General features: G+C 62.4%; 19 protein-coding genes. 11 read left to right on the forward strand and 8 right to left on the reverse strand.

What is annotated here, in order from left to right; all coding sequences use genetic code 11:
* Positions 1 to 2 precede the first annotated feature (2 nt).
* Positions 3 to 896 (reverse strand): DMT family transporter, encoded by an 894-nt coding sequence (locus V6L75_RS09505; RefSeq protein ID WP_334251276.1) that lies wholly within the window; start codon positions 894 to 896, stop codon positions 3 to 5.
* A gap of 117 nt (positions 897 to 1,013) precedes the next feature.
* Here V6L75_RS09505 and V6L75_RS09510 point away from each other — a divergent pair, with 117 nt between their 5' ends.
* Complete coding sequence (locus tag V6L75_RS09510) at positions 1,014 to 1,868, forward strand: AraC family transcriptional regulator (RefSeq protein ID WP_334251277.1); 855 nt, start codon at positions 1,014 to 1,016, stop codon at positions 1,866 to 1,868.
* 14 nt (positions 1,869 to 1,882) lie between these two features.
* Here V6L75_RS09510 and V6L75_RS09515 read toward each other — a convergent pair whose 3' ends face one another.
* Entirely contained in the window at positions 1,883 to 3,058 is a 1,176-nt protein-coding gene (locus V6L75_RS09515; protein WP_334251278.1) for a hypothetical protein, read from the reverse strand.
* A 192-nt stretch (positions 3,059 to 3,250) separates the two neighbouring features.
* On the opposite strand from V6L75_RS09515, the gene V6L75_RS09520 reads away from it, so the two are divergent.
* Positions 3,251 to 3,448: a hypothetical protein gene (locus V6L75_RS09520; RefSeq protein WP_334251279.1), complete on the forward strand. Its 198-nt coding sequence runs from the start codon at positions 3,251 to 3,253 to the stop codon at positions 3,446 to 3,448.
* Between the two features lie 231 nt (positions 3,449 to 3,679).
* The gene (locus V6L75_RS09525; protein WP_334251280.1) at positions 3,680 to 4,366 is read left to right on the forward strand and encodes a hypothetical protein; all 687 of its coding nucleotides are present in this window, start codon (positions 3,680 to 3,682) and stop codon (positions 4,364 to 4,366) included.
* Positions 4,367 to 4,388: 22 nt separating this feature from the next.
* Here the strand turns inward: V6L75_RS09525 and V6L75_RS09530 are convergent, their stop codons facing one another.
* From V6L75_RS09530 to V6L75_RS09540, 3 genes are read right to left on the reverse strand one after another with little or no spacing between them, the layout of a single operon-like run.
* Complete coding sequence (locus tag V6L75_RS09530) at positions 4,389 to 4,991, reverse strand: DUF1254 domain-containing protein (RefSeq protein WP_334251281.1); 603 nt, start codon at positions 4,989 to 4,991, stop codon at positions 4,389 to 4,391.
* Between the two features lie 26 nt (positions 4,992 to 5,017).
* Positions 5,018 to 5,680 (reverse strand): DUF1214 domain-containing protein, encoded by a 663-nt coding sequence (locus V6L75_RS09535; protein WP_334251282.1) that lies wholly within the window; start codon positions 5,678 to 5,680, stop codon positions 5,018 to 5,020.
* Positions 5,677 to 7,773 (reverse strand): transglycosylase domain-containing protein, encoded by a 2,097-nt coding sequence (locus V6L75_RS09540; RefSeq protein WP_334251283.1) that lies wholly within the window; start codon positions 7,771 to 7,773, stop codon positions 5,677 to 5,679. The genes V6L75_RS09535 and V6L75_RS09540 overlap by 4 nt, the downstream gene beginning before the upstream one ends.
* Positions 7,774 to 8,097: 324 nt before the next feature.
* Between V6L75_RS09540 and V6L75_RS09545 the strand changes: the two genes are divergently transcribed.
* Positions 8,098 to 8,601 (forward strand): YcgN family cysteine cluster protein, encoded by a 504-nt coding sequence (locus V6L75_RS09545; protein WP_334251508.1) that lies wholly within the window; start codon positions 8,098 to 8,100, stop codon positions 8,599 to 8,601.
* A gap of 46 nt (positions 8,602 to 8,647) precedes the next feature.
* Here V6L75_RS09545 and V6L75_RS09550 read toward each other — a convergent pair whose 3' ends face one another.
* The 3 genes from V6L75_RS09550 to V6L75_RS09560 all read right to left on the reverse strand — a co-directional run bounded on the left by V6L75_RS09550 (position 8,648) and on the right by V6L75_RS09560 (position 10,887).
* Positions 8,648 to 9,265, reverse strand: a complete 618-nt coding sequence (locus tag V6L75_RS09550) for an alpha/beta hydrolase (protein ID WP_334251284.1) — start codon at positions 9,263 to 9,265, stop codon at positions 8,648 to 8,650.
* Between the two features lies 1 nt (position 9,266).
* Positions 9,267 to 10,199, reverse strand: coding sequence for a VOC family protein (locus tag V6L75_RS09555; protein WP_334251285.1), 933 nt, complete (start codon positions 10,197 to 10,199; stop codon positions 9,267 to 9,269).
* A 136-nt stretch (positions 10,200 to 10,335) separates the two neighbouring features.
* Positions 10,336 to 10,887, reverse strand: a complete 552-nt coding sequence (locus V6L75_RS09560; RefSeq protein ID WP_334251286.1) for a DUF3833 family protein — start codon at positions 10,885 to 10,887, stop codon at positions 10,336 to 10,338.
* A gap of 213 nt (positions 10,888 to 11,100) precedes the next feature.
* Here V6L75_RS09560 and V6L75_RS09565 point away from each other — a divergent pair, with 213 nt between their 5' ends.
* The 7 genes from V6L75_RS09565 to V6L75_RS09595 all read left to right on the forward strand — a co-directional run bounded on the left by V6L75_RS09565 (position 11,101) and on the right by V6L75_RS09595 (position 18,307).
* Positions 11,101 to 12,576, forward strand: coding sequence for a methyl-accepting chemotaxis protein (locus V6L75_RS09565; RefSeq protein ID WP_334251287.1), 1,476 nt, complete (start codon positions 11,101 to 11,103; stop codon positions 12,574 to 12,576).
* A gap of 350 nt (positions 12,577 to 12,926) precedes the next feature.
* Entirely contained in the window at positions 12,927 to 13,490 is a 564-nt protein-coding gene (locus tag V6L75_RS09570) for a hypothetical protein (RefSeq protein WP_334251288.1), read from the forward strand.
* Positions 13,471 to 14,715 carry a DNA-packaging protein gene (locus V6L75_RS09575; RefSeq protein ID WP_334251509.1) on the forward strand — a complete coding sequence of 415 codons (1,245 nt, stop codon included), beginning with the start codon at positions 13,471 to 13,473 and terminating at the stop codon, positions 14,713 to 14,715. The genes V6L75_RS09570 and V6L75_RS09575 overlap by 20 nt, the downstream gene beginning before the upstream one ends.
* 87 nt (positions 14,716 to 14,802) lie before the next feature.
* Positions 14,803 to 15,996, forward strand: coding sequence for a phage portal protein (locus V6L75_RS09580; protein ID WP_334251289.1), 1,194 nt, complete (start codon positions 14,803 to 14,805; stop codon positions 15,994 to 15,996).
* The gene (locus V6L75_RS09585; RefSeq protein ID WP_019962746.1) at positions 15,993 to 16,187 is read left to right on the forward strand and encodes a hypothetical protein; all 195 of its coding nucleotides are present in this window, start codon (positions 15,993 to 15,995) and stop codon (positions 16,185 to 16,187) included. The genes V6L75_RS09580 and V6L75_RS09585 overlap by 4 nt, the downstream gene beginning before the upstream one ends.
* A gap of 333 nt (positions 16,188 to 16,520) precedes the next feature.
* Positions 16,521 to 17,009: an HK97 family phage prohead protease gene (locus tag V6L75_RS09590; RefSeq protein WP_334251290.1), complete on the forward strand. Its 489-nt coding sequence runs from the start codon at positions 16,521 to 16,523 to the stop codon at positions 17,007 to 17,009.
* On the forward strand, positions 17,006 to 18,307 hold the full coding sequence (locus V6L75_RS09595; RefSeq protein ID WP_334251291.1) for a phage major capsid protein: 1,302 nt from the start codon (positions 17,006 to 17,008) through the stop codon (positions 18,305 to 18,307). Before V6L75_RS09590 ends, V6L75_RS09595 begins: the two co-directional genes overlap by 4 nt.
* The last annotated feature ends 112 nt before the right edge of the window (positions 18,308 to 18,419 follow it).

The following is an 18,419-nucleotide window of genomic DNA, read 5'->3' on the forward strand; positions in this document are numbered from 1 at the left end:
CGTCACGCCACGGCTCTCGCCGGACGCAGGCTGACCTTCGTGAACATCACCAGATTGCCGAGACCGGTCAGCGCAAGACCGGCGATGGCCTCAGGCGTCCACTGATAGCCTTCAAACAGGCTGGATGCAGCAAGGGCGATGACTGGAAACAGCACCGTGGCATAGCCAGCCTTGGCAGAGCCGATGCGTGCCACAAGCATCAGATAGGCTGTGAAACCTGCCACGGAGCCGAAGACTGCGAGGTACCCGGCGGCAAGCCAATAGGTCGAAGAGAGTGGGGTTACCAGCGTGTTGCCGGTGGCATAGATGATCACCATCAAGGCAATGGCGCCAATGCTCATGCCCCACGCATTGGCCGTGACCGGCGTAACGCCCTCTGCCGTGTTGCGCCGGGAGGCCATGTTCCCCAGCGAGAAGAAGCAGGTGCCGAGCGCCGCCCAGCCGATACCCTTCAGCACGGAGATGTCGAAGTCGACCGTCAAATCGTGCCAGAACAGAAGCAGCAGCCCGCAGGCACCGAGCGCTGCGGCAAGCAGGGTGCGCGGCGTGATCCTGTCGCCGAAGAAGATCCGCGCATTCACCGCATTGAAGAGCGAGGCCAGCGAGAAGATCACAGAAACGAGGCCGGAAGGGATGAGCGTCGTTGCCGTATAAAGCGCGATGAAGTTGCAGCAGAACAGGCAAAGCGCCTGCGCGAACACAAAACGCCAGACACGGGGGCGGCGCAGGCGGCCCATCAGCGCCAGTCCTGCCACCATGACGAGGGCAGCCAGCGCAAAGCGGTGAAAGATCGAGACGAAGACAGGGACGGGCGCAGCATCAATCTGGAAGGCAATGGCGATCCAGGTGGTTCCCCAGAGCAAGACGGTAGAGGCGAAAAGCAGAATGTTGGTCATGGACAGGCTCCTTGCCTGCCCGTGTTACGCCTCAAACAGGAACCCGGCTTGCACGATCTTGCGGTATTCTCCATCCAGCCTCTGCCTTACAGGCCGCCGATGATGTAAGCAGTGTTCATGCGCCCAACCGTTCACGATTTCCTCAGCCAATCCGCCACCGCGCTTGCGGCCGCCCATCTGTGCATGGGGGCTGAGCGCTCGGTGACGGTCTGGGAGAACCATGACGACGAAGTGTCCTATGAGGCGCCGGAGCGGCACACGTTCAGCCTTTATCTGCAGGGCGGAACGGGCACGTCACGGCTCGACAAGGGCGCTTTGCCCGGCTGGCAGGGGGCAGTCTGCGTGATGCCGGAAGGGGAGGCATCAGACTGGAAGATCACAGAGCCTTTCCGCTTCGTGCATCTCTACGTCAGCGACAAGGCCTTGAGAGCAGCCTTTGCACAAGTGCATGACTGCGACGCCCGGCGGCTGGACCTGAGGGATGAAACCTTTGTTGCAGCGCCTTCCATCGCGGCGCCGCTGCTGCATATGGCCGGGGCAGCCTTGGCAAAAGATACGCTGAAGGCTGATGAAGCCTTTGCCGCAATGGTGGCGCATCTTACGCGTGGCGCACCTGTGCTGAAGGGCGGGCTTAGCCCGCATCAGCTGCGGCGGGTGGATGAATGGGTGCGGGCCCACATGGACAGTGTGATCCATCTGGAAGACCTTGCCGCGCTGACGGGCCTTTCCGTGTTTCATTTCCACCGCATGTTCAAGCTGGCGCGCGGCATGGCACCCAGTGAGTGGGTGATGATGCAGCGGATCCATCTGGCCAAGCAGCTGCTGCGGGCAGGGGAAACGGCGGCAGGGGTTTCCGCTGCCTGCGGCTTCGCCAACCAGAGCCATATGACGCGGGCCTTCCGGAAGCAAACGGGCATGACACCGGGCCGCTATGGCGAACTCACTGCCGGGGCGGTGAACTACGGGCGTTGACCCTGCTTTCCTTGTCAGTTGCCGGTGATGCGGCGCGTCGAAGGCACGGAGCGCGGTGCGGGCCGGTGGGTTGGCAGAGGACGTTCGCCAGGGCGGGCAACATCCTGAGGGCGCTGGCCTGCGCGGGCGCCCCCCGGCTGGAGAAGCCGTGCAGCTGCGGACTGCTGAATTTCTCCCTCGATGATTTCGCTCCTGTGGCGCCAGCTGGTCAGCAGGCAATCTGCCGCATCAAGGGACATGTTCTCGAACAGGTGCTGAAGCTTGCGCAGGCGTGCAAGATCAAGCGTGGTACCGCCAAGGCGCACCAGCATTGCAGTTGCGCTTTCACTGTCGAAGCCGAGAACCTTCAGACAGACCGTCAGGGCCTCCCCCTGTTCGTCGGTTGCCAGATACAGGGCGAATTCGGTGTCGAGTCCCAGCGCATAGGCAACCCCTTCGGCGAACGCTTCATGGCCACCAGACAGGGCAGTCTCACGCAGCCGTTGCAGCAAGGCGGGCTTGAAAGCCGGACGTGGCGGGCGCTTGCCGCCTTGCCGGGTCAGGTTGCCAAGGGCGCGCAGTTCGGCAGCACCAATGGCAAGCAGGCGGTTTGCATGATCCAGGAACGGAAAATTGGCGAGCAGAAGCGTGGTCGGCAGCAGGGCTCGAGCGGCAAGATCCGGGCCGATCACAGCCATGACATCGGCGCGTTCGCTGAGAGCTGCTAGGATTTCTGAGCGGGTTGCAAGATCAATGCGGGGCAGAAGCTGCTGAAGCGACTGAGCATCCGCGTTGCGGGCGAGCACGGTTTGTGCTGCGGGGACGAGATCCTCACGGCGGATCAAGGCGCGGCGCAGACTCTCCGGTCCCCGTTCTGCAATGAGAAGCTGCGCCTGTGTGCTGATCATCGCCGCATGGAGAACAATCGGATAAGCGACGAGCGCGTCTGCATCGCGGGCGAGAAGATCGAGAAACTCAGCCGGAATATCATTGGCTCGGGCAGCAAGGCAGGCGATGCGGCGCCGGTCTGCCACATCGGTTCCCTCATAAAGATTGACCGCAAGCTCGCCGAAGGCGCGGATTTCCTGCCGGTCGTGCCGCTCGCGGGCCACAAACAGCTCGGTAGCTGCCAGTAACAAGCGTTCGCGCCGGGTGAGATCCGGATTGCTGCTCAGGAAATTGGGACCGCGACCAGGCGGAACTGATGACATGATACGCGCCGCTACAGCCAGATACTCAATACAAGGACGGACAGGCTACTCCCGATCCAGTGGCTAAAATTAGACGTAAACCGTTAGCAGTCTGTTAACCCTGACCGGGCGTTACTTTGAAAACCAGCATATGTGTCCACAGTCCTGAAACCGCCCGCGCCTTTCGCCGGTGCTATGTTGATGGAGGAAGCGATGGGGTACGTGCTTGATTTCCGCATGGCACCACGGCGGCCGCTGCGCAAGACGGCGGGCGTGCAAGTGCCTGTTTCACAGGAAGACGTTGTCGTGATGTTCCCGGGCGTGCGTATCGAGCGGGAAGCGCTTGATCTTGCCGCCCGAATCGGGACCATCGGAGTACCAGCCGGACAGGCTGCGCCCGAGGCGGAGTAACGCGCGGGGCGTGCCTGCCGCCGCCCATGGCCAGGGAACGCCAGCATGACCAATACCAGGGCAAACCGTGCCCGGCCGCCCTGCGTTGAGATCCGGTCCCTATGGACGCGCTGGAGCGCTCTGCGTTCTGCTGTTCTGCCGTTGATGTGCTGCGCCATGCTGACGGCAGGGTGCAGCAGGCCGACCGGAGATTTCGGCAGGGCACAGCCTTCCGTCATCCATGACACGCTCATGCCTGAAGCGGGAAAGCTGGCAGCGCGGGTGCGCGGCGAACCGGTGTCGGAGTTTATTCTCACGGACGATGAAAAGCTGTTGCGGGACCTTGGCTGGGGGCTGATCCGTCCGCCCTGGGCAAGGGACTGGATCGGCGGCACCAAGGTGGAACTGTCTCGTACACGGTTGCTGCCGGAAAAGGACGGCAAGGTGCCGGTGACGCTTTATTCGGTGTTCCTCGGGTCAGAAAGGTTCAATTCCAGCGAGGCGCGGTTTGACCGCATTGCCGCAGATGCGCGCGGTGACGCGAAACTGGTGCCGCCGTTCTGCGAGGTGGCAACGCGCGTGGAGGCTGCCGACCGGGAGCGCCTGGCTGCGGTGTCGCGGCGCGATATCCTGACACAGGACACGTTCGAGGGGGCCAATGCCCGAGTGTGGGAAAACCGGGCCTACACCGGCTGGGTGGCACAGGCGCTGCGTTTCCGCATTCAAGCCTATCAGACGGCGGCAGACCATTTCGAGATCGAGACACCATCCGGTTCACGTCTCTGGGACACAAACAGGGCGATCAAGGAACTGGAAGGGGTGGTGCGGCTGGCGGAAAGCGGCTGCACGGCGGAGAACCGCTTCGATACACCTGAAGATCTGAAGCGTTCGCGCATCTACAAGAACTGGGGACTGGAGCGCCCCGCAGATCAAAAGTAAGCCTGCTCCTGCGCAATTGAAGTCACTTCTCAGGCGTTGAGAAGTCTACGCATTTCGCAGCGCCCAGCTCATCTGCAAGGACCGGCTCTGCAGCCGCGTCCGGCACGAAGGCGCGCAGGAGGGCGAAGCCTTCGTTCTGATCGGTCTCGATCACGATCATCTCATCCAGGTTTTCCGGCGGGTTCTCACGCAGGATCGACAGCTGGCTTGACGTGAGAACCAGCATGGCAAGTGCGCCTGAGCCAGACGTCCTGTTGTTGAGGCTGTAGACCACTTCTCCGCGCCCGTTAAACAGAGCCATGGACCAGAAGGGTGAGTCCACATTGGCCGCAAGAGACAGGGGGCCGTCCTCCAGGCGGAACCAGCAAACGGCATGGCGCATGGCCGGGTCCAGCATTGGCGCCAGTTCCGCGCCGCCGGTAATGGGCGGCAGGACGTGGAAAACGCGGTCCGGGCCAAGCTGACGCAACTCGGCAAATGCCTTTGCACGCACATGGCCGGGAACAGTCAGAACGACAAAAATATGGATGATGCCGCCAATCAGCAGCATCGCCAGCAGCCAAAGAAAGAACCGGGGCAGGGCCGCCCGGACGCGCCCGGATCCGAAGCCAAAGAGGCGTGTCAAACTGCGAGGTCCGGAGATGACGCTGCTCATGGGCAGGAGACCTCTGTGATTGCTGGCATGGTCAGGCCGGCGAGGGACGAACCCGTGGTGATTGGGGCATCATAGAGGCGCAGGATGAAGGAAAGCCCCTCGCCATTGCCAGTCGGCAGCCAGTTTCCGGGCGCCGGGCGAGCAGAAGCGGTGATGTCGAAGGAGCCGTCCGGTTTGCGCAGGATCTGGTTGCTGTCGAGGTAGAGCCGGTCCATCGGCACTGGGACAAGACGCGCCTCACCATCAGCTGACGTCAGCGTCCACAGGCGTGCAGATGGCGTGAGGCCTGAAATCAGATAGGTGCATCCCGGGCGGAGAGGACGGCCCCCGGATGTTTCCCTTGCGATGAAGGCGACACCTTCACCTGAGGCCAGGGGAACACGCCCCAGCCGGGCAAAAATGGCTGCGGAATAGGGATCGGCATCCGGCGTCCCGGCAAGCGGATGCGCGCCCCAGACACCGATGCGCACGCTTTGGAAAAAATCTTCCCGGCTGAGGGCGAGATAGGCTGAGCCAACGCCGATGATGAGCGCACCGGCGAACAGCAGCGTGATGGTGAAGGCCCGCCAGAGCGGGTGTGGTTTGCGGCGTGACAGGACGGCTGGTGTTTCCACCTCTTTCCAGTTCAAATCCGGTCCTGCTTCGAAACGGGCGTTCATGGCTGGCCCGTCCCGTCGCTTCCGATACCACCTGCACTGGCTGTCTGGCCAATGGCTGCAAGTGCGTCGCCGATTTGTGTGATCACAGCCAGCGAGCGGCTGTTGAGAATACGCGGCTGGCTGCTGGTGCCGGCCACCTCCGGTCTGGCAGCCAGCTGCTTGGCCGGCTTGATCTTGGCGGCATCGACGCCGGGTATGGGCTGGATTTCGATGCCTTCATGGGCATAGGCCATGAAGCGCTGCCAGATCATGGCCGGAAGCGTGCCGCCGGTAACGTTGTTTGTGCCGGAGAAATCGTCATTACCCACCCAGACGGCAGCGGTGAAGTTGCCGGTGTAGCCGACAAACCAGGCATCGCGGTAGGCCGAGGTGGTGCCGGTCTTGCCCGCTGCCACAACGCCGTCCAGCAGGGCGCGCCTTCCGGTGCCGCGCTCCACCACGTTGACGAGAATGTCATTCATTTCGAAGACCTTCTCCTCCGGCAGAATGCGCTGGGGCGCGGGCTCATGACGGGAGCGGTCATAAAGAACAGTGCCCTCAGAGTTGCGCACGTCCAGAATAGTGTAGGGCGTTGCCTTATAGCCGCCGTTGGCGAACACCGAATAGCCTGCCGCCATGTCGATGACAGAGACATCCGAAGAGCCGAGCGCCAGCGATGTTGAATTCTGCAGCTCATGACTGATGCCCATCAGATAGGACATCTCGATGATCTTAGGGCGGCCGATGGCAATGGAGAGGCGGACCGGAATGGTGTTGATCGACCGGGTGAGGGCTTCCTTCAGCGTGATCGGGCCGGCGTAACCGCGTGAATAGTTGCGCGGGCTCCAGTTTCCGATGGAAACAGGGGCATCCGGAACGATGCTGTCCTTGGAATAGCCATTCATGAAGGCTGTCATGTAGACGAAAGGCTTGAAAGAGGAGCCAGGCTGGCGAAGAGCGTCCACGGCGCGGTTGAACTGGCTGGCACCATAGTCCCTGCCGCCAACCATGGCCCGAACGGCTCCGTCGGGCACCAAGGCGACAATGGCTGCCTCGCGGGCGCGGCGTTCTTCCGAGAATTGGCGCATGATCGCATCGACGGACTGCTCAGCCTCCCTTTGCAGCGCCGGGTCGAGCGTGGTGCGGACGGTGACGATTCGGTCTCTCGCCAGCGCTGGATGGCGGCGCGCAAGGCGCTTGACCTCGTTGAAGGCCCAGTCAAGGTAGAAGTCAGGCGCCTGATCCTGCGACCGGTCTACGGCAACAGCAGGATTGCGGCGCGCGCCGATGACCTGGCCCTCGGTCATGAAGCCCGCCTGCACCATGTTGCTCAGCACCTCGTTGGCGCGGGCGCGGGCAGCGGGCAGGTTGATGTGCGGGGCATATTTTGTCGGGGCCTTGTAAAGGCCTGCCAGCATGGCGGCCTCGGCAAGCGTCAGCTCCCGGACATTCTTGCGGAAATAGAACTCGGAGGCCGCCGTGACGCCAAACACACCGCCACCCATGTAGGCGCGGTCCAGGTAAAGTTTCAAGATTTCGCGCTTGGAGAGGTTGGCTTCAAGCCAGAAGGCGAGGAAGGCCTCCTTGATCTTGCGCTCCAGGGTCCGCTCGTTTGAGAGGAAGAGGTTTTTCGCAAGCTGCTGGGTGAGCGAGGAACCGCCCTGCACGACGGTGCGGGCACGCAGATTCTCCACCATGGCGCGGGAGGTGCCCAGCACATCAATACCGAAATGCTCGAAGAACCGGCGGTCCTCGGTCGCAAGTGTCGCCTTGATCAGGATATCCGGGATCTCATCGAGAGGGACCGTGTCATTGAGAACGATGCCGCGCCGGCCCACTTCCTTGCCGAAGCGGTCGAGGAAGGTGACGGCGAAGTCGTCCGTCGTGCGCCAGTCCGCCACGCGTGTCGCCTCAAAGGCAGGCTGGGCGAAGGTGAGCAGGATGATGAAGCCGAGAAGGCCGAAAGTGAAACCATCCGACCCGAGTTCTGCCATACCGCGCCAGAGGCCGCGAGCCCGGAAACGGCGCAGAAACCTCGAATAGGCATCCCAGCTATCCGTGATGATCTGCCAGCTGCGCCACAGAGCTGTATCCAGCCAGGCGTCAAGGGACATGAGAATGGCGGGCAGAGACCGGTATGGCCGGGTCGCGAAAGGCTGCCTGGGGGGCTCTTCAGGAGGCGATTGGACCGCAGGCGGGACGGTTTCTGACGGTGCGTGTATTCCAGCGGCCGCCGCATCCTGCTGGCCAGCCTCCGCCGCTGCAGCCTCAGAAGAGCTGCTTACTTCCGGTTCGCTGCCGTTCTCCGGCGGGCTTCCGTTGCCGTTGTGCTGGTCCGACGTCACCGCAAGCTACCTGTGCCCTGCAGATGGTGATAAGGAGACTATCGAGTGACATACCCTGTCCCGCAAGGGAAGCCGAAAGCGAACATGAAATCAATGACCGAAGCGGAAAACCCCGGAAATGCGCCCTTCTGGAAAACAAAAACTCTGGAGGAAATGACGCAGACCGAATGGGAATCGCTGTGCGACGGCTGTGCCCGCTGCTGCCTCAACAAGCTGGAGGACTGGGATACAGGCGCAATTGTCTGGACAGATGTGGCTTGCGAGCTTCTGGACGGCACGACCTGCCGCTGCCGCGACTATGCGAACCGGACGGACACCGTGCCTGATTGCATCCAGCTGACCCCGGCTGAAGTGCGGACGCTGACATGGCTGCCGCCAACCTGCGCCTATCGCCTGGTGCGGGACGGAGAGGATCTTGCCTGGTGGCACCCGCTGGTCTCCGGCACACCGGAGACCGTGCATCTTGCGGGCATCTCGGTTTCCGGCCGTACGGTGACGGAAGTGGGGATCGAGATCGAGGATTACGAGAACCATGTGGTTAGCTGGCCGGAGGAATGGCCAGAAGAGGCGCTGGAAAAGCCCTCACAAGAAGCCTGAGGGATGCTGCCGGGCGGCGCGTTGATACGCCGTCCGGCAAGTCTTGTCAGAGATGAGTGCCTGCGAAGGTGGCAAGCGCCTGGACTTCGCCCTGACGCAGCTCGTGGCCGCCATCGTGCCACACCAGTTCCACAGCTGCCCTCTGGTCCGTGAACCAGTCTGCCAGCGACTGGGTGAGAGGCGCGGGGCAGATGGGGTCATGGCGGCCAGCGGTGATCAAGACCGGCAGGCCGGAGAGGGCTGCGTTTTCCTTCGGGGTGAAGGGAATGAGCGGATGCAGCAGCGCGATGGCGCTGAACAGATCCGGCCGCAGGAATGCAACGCTCGCCAGAATGTTGGCGCCGTTGGAATAGCCATAAGCAAAGACTTTCGACGGTGCGAGACGCGCCGTCTGATCCGCGATGAAGGCTGCCATCTGGTCCGTGCGGGCTGCGAGGTCCGCCATGTCGTAGACGCCTTCGCCGGTGCGGCGGAAGAAGCGCAGGGCGCCGCCTTCCGAGACATCGCCTCTGGGGTTGAGGAGGGCCGCCTCAGGGAAAAGCTCCGCCGAAAGCCCGGCAAACTGGTGCTCATCCCCGCCCGTGCCATGAAAGGCGAGGACGAGGGGGGCAGGCGCCCCGCCGGGGGCGAGGCGCTCATAGGTGGTGAACGACGGCTTGGTCATGTCAGCCCTCCAGTGAAACCAGGTGCTTCTCCAGATAGGGGCGCAGATGCGCATGCTGGCTGGGAAGTTTGAGTGCTTCGCCCAGATGGGCGGTGTCCTCATCCCGGTTGAAGCCCGGCTCGTTGGTGGCGATCTCGAACAGTACGCCGCCAGGCGTGCGGAAGTAGATGGCATAGAAGTAGTCGCGGTCGATCACTGGCGTGACCTGATAGCCTGTGTCCATGAGAGCCTTGCGGACCTCGAGCTGGGCAGCCCGGTCTTCCACCGCGAAGGCGATGTGGTGGACGGAGCCCGCACCGGACACGGCCGGCGCAATCGAGGGCATGGTTTCCACGTCAATGACATGGGCACCATTGCCGCCCGGCACCACGAAGCGCTTTACGCCATCACCGGCTTCTGCCAGCTCATAGCCCATGAATCCAAGCAGCTCCGCCGTGGCGCCATCATCGCGAAGGCGCAGGCTGGTGGAGTGGAAGCCGCGGATGGCCGCATCTTCCGGGACGCCGCCTGCAGTCCAGGGCGCGCGGATGTCTCCGTCCACTTCAACGAGCGCGAAGGCGTCGTTGTCGGGGCCAAAGAAATGCAGCCGCTTCTGGCCGAAGGCGCTGTCTTCCAGCAGTCCGGCCGCCCCGGCGCCGGAAAGCCGCTCCTGCCAGAAACCGAGCGAACCCTTCGGGACAGAGAAGAGCGTGGTCCCGACCTCGCCCGTGCCGGGACGGCCCTGACGGGCATCCGGGAAGGGGAAGTAGGTCATCACCGTGCCGGCGGAACCGGTCTCGTCACCGTAGTAGAGGTGATAGACATCGGGGGCGTCGAAGTTGACAGTCTTCTTCACGCGGCGCAGGCCGAGCACGCGGGTGAAGAACGCATTGTTAGCCACGGCATCGTCAGCGATGGATGTGACATGGTGCAGGCCCTTGATCTGCGTGATCATTTTTTATCTCCTGATCTGGCGCGGCGAAGCGGCGCCTTCGTTCTGGAGTGAAGATAGGCTTGCACGGACAATCTGATTAGCCAGCCCAGACTTCGACTTATGTTCACGATATGTGAACAGACTGGGCAATCCGGCTTTACTTTGTGAATGTCAGATCGACAGTTCCGACGGTGATCCCATATTTCATGACCGTTGCGGTGTTGCGGACGGTGCGCGGGCCGGTCTGCGTGAGGGTGTCGTAGAAGCGCAGAGCGACGCTGCCGTCCTTCAAGGGCACGTCGACCGGATAGGTGAAGACGAGGCTGTCGCCCTGGTAGCCGATATTGACCGGTGTCAGCACATCGGAACGCTGCCCGATGTAGCGGTCTTCGGCGACTTTCTGGAAAAACCAGATCTTGGTGTCCTTTTCACCGTCGTCGTAAACGAAGTCCTCACGCAGGCGGAGGGTGAAAGTCTTTGGATCCCAGGTGCCAGTCAGTTTCACCGAGAACTCACGCCGGACGCCTGCAATCTTGCTTTCAAAGACGCCGCGGGCGGAGGTTGCTCCGCGGAAGTAATCCTCAAGAACGAGCCTTTGACTTGCGGTTGCGTAATTAGAGAATGTTAATGTCAAAGATAATAGTGTAAAAATCATTATGAATGAATGGTATAATGATTTGGAACGTTCTGAGCTCAGACTTGTTTTCATTGGTGGTCCTCCTGCTATCCTGCTTTACGTTCGGACTTAGCCCTTGGATCGCGAAATTTTGGGTTTTTTTGGAGGTAAAGTAGTTCTACTAACGTCATTGTGTATGCTGTTCAGGGGTTCGTTAAGTTTTTAGGAGGAATTTCGCATCACACACCCGCTTCTGCAACTGGTCCGGGAGCTGCAGTTGATTGACAGTCTATTAAGGTGCTCGTGATGCTCAGGCATATCTCGCTTTCCAAGTCCAAGCTTGACGCGATCAGTCGTTCGCAAGCGATTATCGAGTTTGACCCTGAGGGGCGGATCGTGTCGGCAAACCAGAATTTTCTGGATGTCATGGGATATAAGTTGTCTGAGATCATTGGGAAGCACCACAGCCTGTTCGTTCCTGCTGAGGAGGTGAGTACGGCTTCCTATAGAGAGTTCTGGCGGGATCTAGCGGCTGGAAAATGGTCGTCGCGGGAATTCCGGCGCATTGCAAAGGGCGGCCGCGATGTTTGGATCCAAGCCTCTTATAATCCCATTGTCAGGCGTGGTGGCCGCGTGACCGGTATCATCAAACTGGCGACAGACATCACTGCAGCGAAACGTGCATCGCTTGAGGTGAAAAGCAAGATTGCTGCTATTGATTTGTCTAGTGCGATAATAGATTTCGATCCAGACGGAAATATCATTCACGCTAACGAGAATTTCTTGAAGACTGTTGGATATAGGCTTGAAGAGATCAAGGGGCGGCATCACAGTATGTTTATGCCAGCTGATGCGGTTGCTAGTCGTGACTATCAGGAATTCTGGATGAATTTGCGGCGCGGTCAGTACCAAACTGGTGATTTTCATCGCATTGGAAAAGGGGGGCAAGATGTCTTTATCTCCGCCAGCTATAATCCAATCCTAGATGATCGAGGGCGCGTCGTTAAGATTATCAAGTTTGCCATGGATCAGACGGCCCTCGTTCTTCAGAGAAGGGCGCGCGCAGAGCTGCAACAGAAAATTGCTGATCGAATGATCAGTGTCTCTGGGGACGTGAATGCTGCCGATAGGCAGATACAACAGGCTAATGCCGCATTGGCGACGACATTAGAAAAGTCTGAGATAGTCTCTGCTGCTTCGGCAGAACTTGTTGGGTCTATCTCCCAAATTAGTCACGAAGTGAACATGGCCAGTGGGATCTCCGCCAAAGCGGCTGAAGAGGCGGCACATTCACGGCAGATCATGGAAGAACTAAATGCCAATTCGCAGAAGATCGGCGAGGTGCTGGAACTGATCGAAGCGATTGCCGGTCAGACCAACCTTCTCGCTCTCAACGCCACTATTGAGGCGGCGCGCGCTGGCGAGGCAGGCAAGGGCTTCGCGGTGGTGGCCTCGGAAGTGAAGAACCTCGCGTCCCAGACCAGCAAGGCGACGGAGGATATTGCAGCGCAGATTGCCTCGGTGCAAAGCTCCGCAGACCGTGCGGGGCAAACGATCGGCTCCATTCTAGAAACGATCGAGAGCATACGTGCGATTTCCTCCACAATAGCTGCGGCCGTGGAAGAGCAGACGTCGGTGACCCGGGACATCTCGCACAACATGCAGGCGGCCTCGACGGGCGTGCAATCGATCTCATCCAGCATGGCTGATATCAGTAATGCTTCGAGCCGGATCGCAAAGGCGACGTCCGAAGTGCAGGAAATGTCGCGCCGGATTGCCTGAGGCGGAGCGGCTGGAAACCGGCCCGAATCTGGGCCGGTTTCTTGTTGCAGAAAAATAGGAAAATAATCCTTGACACCCGCACGGTGTTTGGGTATGGTTTTGTCATGATCCGAAAAGTGCGGCTGCGGCGCGCATCTGGTTCCGGCGACAGTTTATGCTGATACGGACCGGTGAGGGAAAGAATTCGGATGACGATTTTGGCGGGCGCCAGCGAGGGCTGGTTGGCCCGCTTTTTGTTTGAGCTGGAATGAACCCAGGCAGGCGATGGCCTGCGCCGGCTGGCGAGACTGGCGCAGGCGGTTTGCCTGTGAGCGCTGCGCGCGCGTTTTGAACACTCCGGAGACGGCGGGATGACAGGGGATGCAACGGCGGATGGGCCGGGCAGGGACGGGAAACGTGTGCCTGCAGCGCGCAAGGCTACACGCAGCCGCAAGGCGGCAGTTTCTGCAGCTGAGGCAGGTGGAGAAGCCCTGAAAGCCGAGGCGGTGCCCAAAGCGCCGGTGCGGCGCAGGCGGACGGCGAAGGGCGCGGCGGAGACTGCGGTGCCTTCGCTGGATGCGGCGGCTTTTGCGGCGGCGGGGCCTGAGGCGCGCGGCTTGATGGTGGTCCGGCTCTACCGGGCCTTCGAGGCGCAGGTGGCGCAACTGGAAGAGCGGCTGGCGGGACTGGCCAAGGGCGAGCTGAAGCTGACCGAGATGGATCAGGGGGCCAAGACACTGGCGAGCCTGGCCCGGACGCTCGACACGCTGCTGGAATTGCACAGGGACCAGAGCGGGGAAGCGGATGAAACAGGCGATCCCGAACAGATGCGCGAGGAACTTGCGCGCCGCCTTGGCAGCTTGCTGGACGGCAGGGCAGACCGGCACGGCGCTGGACAGCCTGACACCGGCGGAGATGGCGTTTCTACTGCATGACTGGCCGACCTTCGCCCATGAGCATCAGCTGCCGCCCGAAGGGGACTGGGGCATCTGGCTGATGATGGGTGGGCGTGGGGCAGGCAAGACGCGGGCGGGGGCCGAATGGGTGCGGGCCATGGCGCTGGGCCACCGCTGGTGCGCGCCGCACGGACCTGCGGGCCGGGTCGCGCTGGTGGGGGAAACCTATGGCGACGTGCGGGAGGTGATGATCGAGGGGGTCTCGGGCCTTCTCGCCATCCATCCCAAGGCGGAACGGCCGCAGTGGAACGCCAGCCGCAGGCGGCTGGAGTGGCCCAATGGCTCCATTGCTCAGGCCTTTTCATCTGAAGATCCGGAAGCCTTGCGCGGGCCGCAGTTCGACATCGCCTGGGCCGATGAACTGGCCAAGTGGCGCCACGGCGAGGAGACGTTCGACATGCTGCAATTCGGATTGAGGCTGGGGCTCCGGCCCCGGCAGCTTGTGACCACGACGCCGCGCGCGGTGCCGCTGCTAAAGCGCATCATGGAAATGCCCGCAACGGTGCTGAGCCGGGCGGGAACGCGGGACAATGCGCTGTTTCTGGCTCCGGGCTTTCTGGAGCAGGTGGTGGCCCGCTATGCGGGCACACGGCTGGGACGGCAGGAGCTGGATGGCGAATTGATCGAGGACCGGCCCGGCGCCCTGTGGCGGCGGGATCTGCTGGAGGCTTGCCGGGTGAGCAGGGCGCCTGAAAGATTCGCCCGCATCGTCATCGCCATTGATCCGCCTGCCAGCGCCACCAAGCGCTCTGATGCCTGCGGACTTGTGGCGGCGGGTATCACGGAGGCCGGGCAGGCCTATGTGCTGGGGGACCACAGCATGGCACAGGCACGCCCCTCGGACTGGGCGGCGAAGGCGGTTGCGCTGTGGCATCACCATGAAGCGGATTGTCTGGTCGCGGAGGTGAACCAGGGCGGTGACATGGTGCGGGAGGTGATCCATGCGGCTGATCCCACCGTGCCGGTGAAGTCCGTGCGGGCGAGCCGGGGCAAGTTTGCCCGTGCCGAGCCGGTGGCGCTTTTCTACGAGCAGGGCCGGGTGCATCACGTTGGAACCATGCCGGAACTGGAAGATGAGATGGCCGACTTCGGGCCCTCGGGCCTGTCGAGCGGGCGTTCGCCAGACCGGATGGATGCGCTTGTCTGGGCGCTGACGGAGCTGCTGATGGGAGGGCGGGCAGAGCCGCGCCTGCGGCAGCTTTGACTTCCTGCGTGAACTGCAGCCGACTGAATCACAGTCTCAAGACGCTGACTCACCACGTGAAGACGGCGCAAAAAGGAGTCTGAAATCATGAACTTGGGACGGCTTCTGGATTCATTTCGCAAGACGCCTGCGGTTGAAGAAAAAGCTTCAAGGACGGCGCCGGTGATTGCCTGGCAGACAGCGGGGCGGCCGGTTTGGAGCCCGCGTGATTATGGCGCCCTGTCCCGCGAGGGCTATTGCCGGAACCCGGTTGTCTACCGGGTGATCCGCATGGTGAGCGAGGCGGCGGCGAGTGTGCCGCTGCTGTTGTTCGAGGGGGATGAGGAGCTGGTGCGCCACCCGCTGCTGGCGCTGCTGGCGCGGCCCAATCCCGGGCAGAGCGGGCCAGACTTCCTGGAGCAGGTTTATGGCCATCTGCTGACGGCGGGTAATGCCTATGTGGAGCAGGTGCCGCTGGACGGAAGCCCCCGGGAGCTGCATGCGCTGCGGCCTGACCGGGTGAAGGTGGTGCCGGGAGCTGACGGATGGCCGGCGGCCTTTGACTATAGCAGCGGGGCCAAGACGGTGCGGTTGTCCGGGGACAGCGGGGGCGCGGGAGAGCCGGCGCAGGTGCGGCAGCTTAAGCTGTTTCATCCCCTTTCCGATCACTACGGCTTTGCGCCCATCGAGGCGGCGCAGGTGAGCCTCGACATCCACAATGCGGCATCCGGCTGGAACAAGGCGCTTCTGGACAATGCGGCACGGCCCTCCGGTGCGCTGGTCTATGGGGCGGGAGAGGGCGTGAACCTTTCGGCGGACCAGTTTGACCGGCTGAAGGCGGAGCTTGAGGCGGGCTATCAGGGGGCGCGCAACGCTGGGCGGCCGCTGCTTCTGGAAGGCGGGCTGGACTGGCGGCCCATGGGACTGACGCCGAAGGACATGGACTTCATTGAAGCCAAGCGCGAGGCGGCGCGGGAGATCGCACTGGCCTTCGGGGTGCCGCCGATGCTGATCGGCATCCCGGGCGACAATACTTTTTCGAACTACCAGGAAGCCAACCGGGCCTTCTGGCGGCAGAGCGTGCTGCCGATGGTGCGCAGGACGGCGCTGAGCCTTTCCGCCTGGCTGGCACCCGCCTTCGGAGAAGGGCTGCGGCTGGAGCCGGATGTGGATGCCATCGAGGCCCTGTCTACCGAGCGCGAGGCGCTGTGGCGACGGGTGGGGGAGGCGGACTTCCTGAGCCGGGACGAGAAGCGGCAGGCGGTAGGCTATGGCACGGAAGGCGATGAGGCCGGGGCATGAGCGGTGTGACGCAGGCCGTCATCGAGCGGGGCGACCTGGCGCATCTGGCACTGTTCCTGTGGGCCGCTTCCGCTTCAGCGCTGGCCGTCGCACTGCTGAAGGAGCTGGCGGCCTGCAACCGGCGCTTCGGCGACTTCGTGGATGAGATCGACCGCTTGAATCAGATCTTCAACGACCGTGATGCGGGTTGAGGGGATGCAGGCAGAGCGTTGGAATGACTTATGAAACGGGCTTCATTCTGACGCTAGGTGAAAGTGGCTGATGCGGCATTCTGGATTCAGGATGTGAAGCCTCTGACGTCACGTCAGAAAAGCCTCGTCCGGAATCAGACCGGACAAAAGAGGGAAGAACCTCATGATATTGCTAGGACTTTTGCGAGGGCGGGCGCCGGATGCCCGCCGCGAGGGCTCAAGCTTGCCCAAACATACGGCCAACCGCTGCCATCGTTTTGTTTTTGCAGCCTTTGTCTGCCGTCTGGCGCAGCTGGCAGGTGCCGGGGAGCGTACCGGTGACGGGAGGGCCTCATGAAGGCTGGCGTCAAGCGCCTGGCGGCCGCTACTGCCGGTGAGCCCGCCTTGCGGATCGCGGGCTATGCCAGCCTGTTCAACCTGAGTGATGGCGGCGGCGATGTGGTGGCCAAGGGGGCGTTCCGGAGCGCGCTGGGCCGCCGGGGTGCCTCCGGCGTCCGCATGCTTTGGCAGCACGACCCCTCGCGCCCCATCGGCATCTGGGACCGGATCGAGGAAGACCAGCTGGGCCTTTATGTGGCCGGTCGGCTGCTGACCGGGCTGGAGCTTGGGCGGGAGGCTGCGCTGCTGATTACCGCGGGAGCTCTGGACGGCCTCTCCATCGGGTTCCGGGCGATCAAGGCTCAGAAAATGGCAGGCGGCGCGCTCCGGCGGCTGGCCGAGATCGATCTTTGGGAAGTGTCGCTGGTGACCTTTCCGCTGCTGGATGCGGCGCGGCTGAAGCCCGTGCCGTCTCTGTCCTCTTCTGCAACTGGAGACGCATGATGGATTGCGAGATGAACGGCATGACGGTGGATCACGGCCTTGAGACCAAGAGCCTGCCGCCCTACGAGACCAAGGCGGGCGCTGCTCCGTCCGTTTCCGGCGAGCATCCGCTGAACGAGATGTATGCGGCCTTCGCGGCCTACCGCGAGGCCAATGAGGAGCGGCTTTCGGATATCGAGCGGCGCGGTTCTGCCGATGTGCTGACGCTGGAGCGGCTGGACCGGCTGGATACGGCGCTGGATGCCACCCGCCGCCGCCTTGACGAGCTGTCGCTGAAGAGCCGCCGCCCGGAACTGAGCCACAAGAGCCTTGAAGGCAATGCGCAGGTGCTGGAGCACAAGTCGGCCTTTGAGGGCTACATGCGCTCCGGCCGCGAGGAGGGGCTGCGGCCGCTGGAGGTGAAGGCCATGTCCATCGGCTCGGATCCCGATGGCGGCTATCTGGTGCCGGAAGAGACAGAAGCGGGCATCCTGAGCCGCCTTGCGGCTGTCTCTCCGATCCGTGCCATTGCAGGCAACCGGCAGGTCTCGTCGAGTGTGTTCAAGAAGCCATTCGCCATCTCCGGCCCGCAGACCGGCTGGGTGGGCGAAACCGCAGCACGGCCGCAGACGGCCGCTCCGGCGCTGGCAGAACTGACCTTCCCGGCGATGGAGCTTTACGCCATGCCGGCGGCCACCGCTTCGCTGCTGGAAGATGCGGCGGTGAATGTGGATGAGTGGCTTGCCGAGGAGGTGGAAACTGCCTTCGCCGAACAGGAGGGGGCGGCCTTTGTCAATGGCGACGGCGTGAACAAGCCGGTTGGCTTCCTGTCGGTGCCGCGACTTGCGGACAATGCCTGGGCCTGGGGCTCGCTCGGAACGCTCAACACGGGCGTCAACGCCGCCTTTGCCGCCACCAACCCGGCGGACAAACTGATCGACCTCGTCTATGCGCTGAAGAGCGGCTACCGCCAGAACGGGCGCTTCGTCATGAACCGGCGCACGCAGGCGGCGGTGCGCAAGATGAAGGATGGTGAGGGCAATTATCTCTGGCAGCCGCCGGTAAGTTCCGATGCGCCGGCGACCCTGCTGAACTTCCCGGTCAGCGAGGCGGAGGCGATGCCGGATATTGCCACGGGTGCTGCGGCAATTGCCTTTGGTGACTTCCGCCGCGGCTATTTGGTGGTGGACCGCACGGGCGTGCGCATCCTGCGTGATCCCTACTCGGCCAAGCCCTATGTGCTGTTCTACACGACCAAGCGCGTCGGTGGCGGCGTGCAGGACTTCGCCGCCATCAAGCTGCTGGTGTTCTCCGCCTGAGGGCTGGCTGAGCCGATGAGATGAGAATAGGCCGTCCCGGCTGACCGGGGCGGCCTTTTTTTCTGCCCGTCTTTTTCTGGCCGCGCGGGTGGCGTGATTTTCCGAGGACAAG

This window comes from Pannonibacter anstelovis, assembly GCF_036881715.1.
In the GTDB taxonomy this organism is placed as follows: domain Bacteria; phylum Pseudomonadota; class Alphaproteobacteria; order Rhizobiales; family Stappiaceae; genus Pannonibacter; species Pannonibacter anstelovis.

Bases quoted from the DNA above. Each gene is read 5' to 3' on its own strand.
- V6L75_RS09550 (WP_334251284.1), bottom strand. From the start codon at position 9,265: ATGACCAAGCCGTCGTTCACCACCTATGAGCGCCTCGCCCCCGGCGGG.
- V6L75_RS09515 (WP_334251278.1), bottom strand. From the start codon at position 3,058: ATGTCATCAGTTCCGCCTGGTCGCGGTCCCAATTTCCTGAGCAGCAAT.
- V6L75_RS09585 (WP_019962746.1), top strand. From the start codon at position 15,993: ATGAGCGGTGTGACGCAGGCCGTCATCGAGCGGGGCGACCTGGCGCAT.
- V6L75_RS09540 (WP_334251283.1), bottom strand. From the start codon at position 7,773: ATGTCCCTTGACGCCTGGCTGGATACAGCTCTGTGGCGCAGCTGGCAG.
- V6L75_RS09595 (WP_334251291.1), top strand. From the start codon at position 17,006: ATGATGGATTGCGAGATGAACGGCATGACGGTGGATCACGGCCTTGAG.
- V6L75_RS09555 (WP_334251285.1), bottom strand. From the start codon at position 10,199: ATGATCACGCAGATCAAGGGCCTGCACCATGTCACATCCATCGCTGAC.
- V6L75_RS09560 (WP_334251286.1), bottom strand. From the start codon at position 10,887: ATGAAAACAAGTCTGAGCTCAGAACGTTCCAAATCATTATACCATTCA.
- V6L75_RS09575 (WP_334251509.1), top strand. From the start codon at position 13,471: ATGGCGTTTCTACTGCATGACTGGCCGACCTTCGCCCATGAGCATCAG.
- V6L75_RS09570 (WP_334251288.1), top strand. From the start codon at position 12,927: ATGACAGGGGATGCAACGGCGGATGGGCCGGGCAGGGACGGGAAACGT.
- V6L75_RS09510 (WP_334251277.1), top strand. From the start codon at position 1,014: ATGCGCCCAACCGTTCACGATTTCCTCAGCCAATCCGCCACCGCGCTT.
- V6L75_RS09525 (WP_334251280.1), top strand. From the start codon at position 3,680: ATGCCTGAAGCGGGAAAGCTGGCAGCGCGGGTGCGCGGCGAACCGGTG.
- V6L75_RS09565 (WP_334251287.1), top strand. From the start codon at position 11,101: ATGCTCAGGCATATCTCGCTTTCCAAGTCCAAGCTTGACGCGATCAGT.
- V6L75_RS09520 (WP_334251279.1), top strand. From the start codon at position 3,251: ATGGGGTACGTGCTTGATTTCCGCATGGCACCACGGCGGCCGCTGCGC.
- V6L75_RS09535 (WP_334251282.1), bottom strand. From the start codon at position 5,680: ATGAACGCCCGTTTCGAAGCAGGACCGGATTTGAACTGGAAAGAGGTG.
- V6L75_RS09590 (WP_334251290.1), top strand. From the start codon at position 16,521: ATGAAGGCTGGCGTCAAGCGCCTGGCGGCCGCTACTGCCGGTGAGCCC.
- V6L75_RS09545 (WP_334251508.1), top strand. From the start codon at position 8,098: ATGACCGAAGCGGAAAACCCCGGAAATGCGCCCTTCTGGAAAACAAAA.
- V6L75_RS09505 (WP_334251276.1), bottom strand. From the start codon at position 896: ATGACCAACATTCTGCTTTTCGCCTCTACCGTCTTGCTCTGGGGAACC.
- V6L75_RS09580 (WP_334251289.1), top strand. From the start codon at position 14,803: ATGAACTTGGGACGGCTTCTGGATTCATTTCGCAAGACGCCTGCGGTT.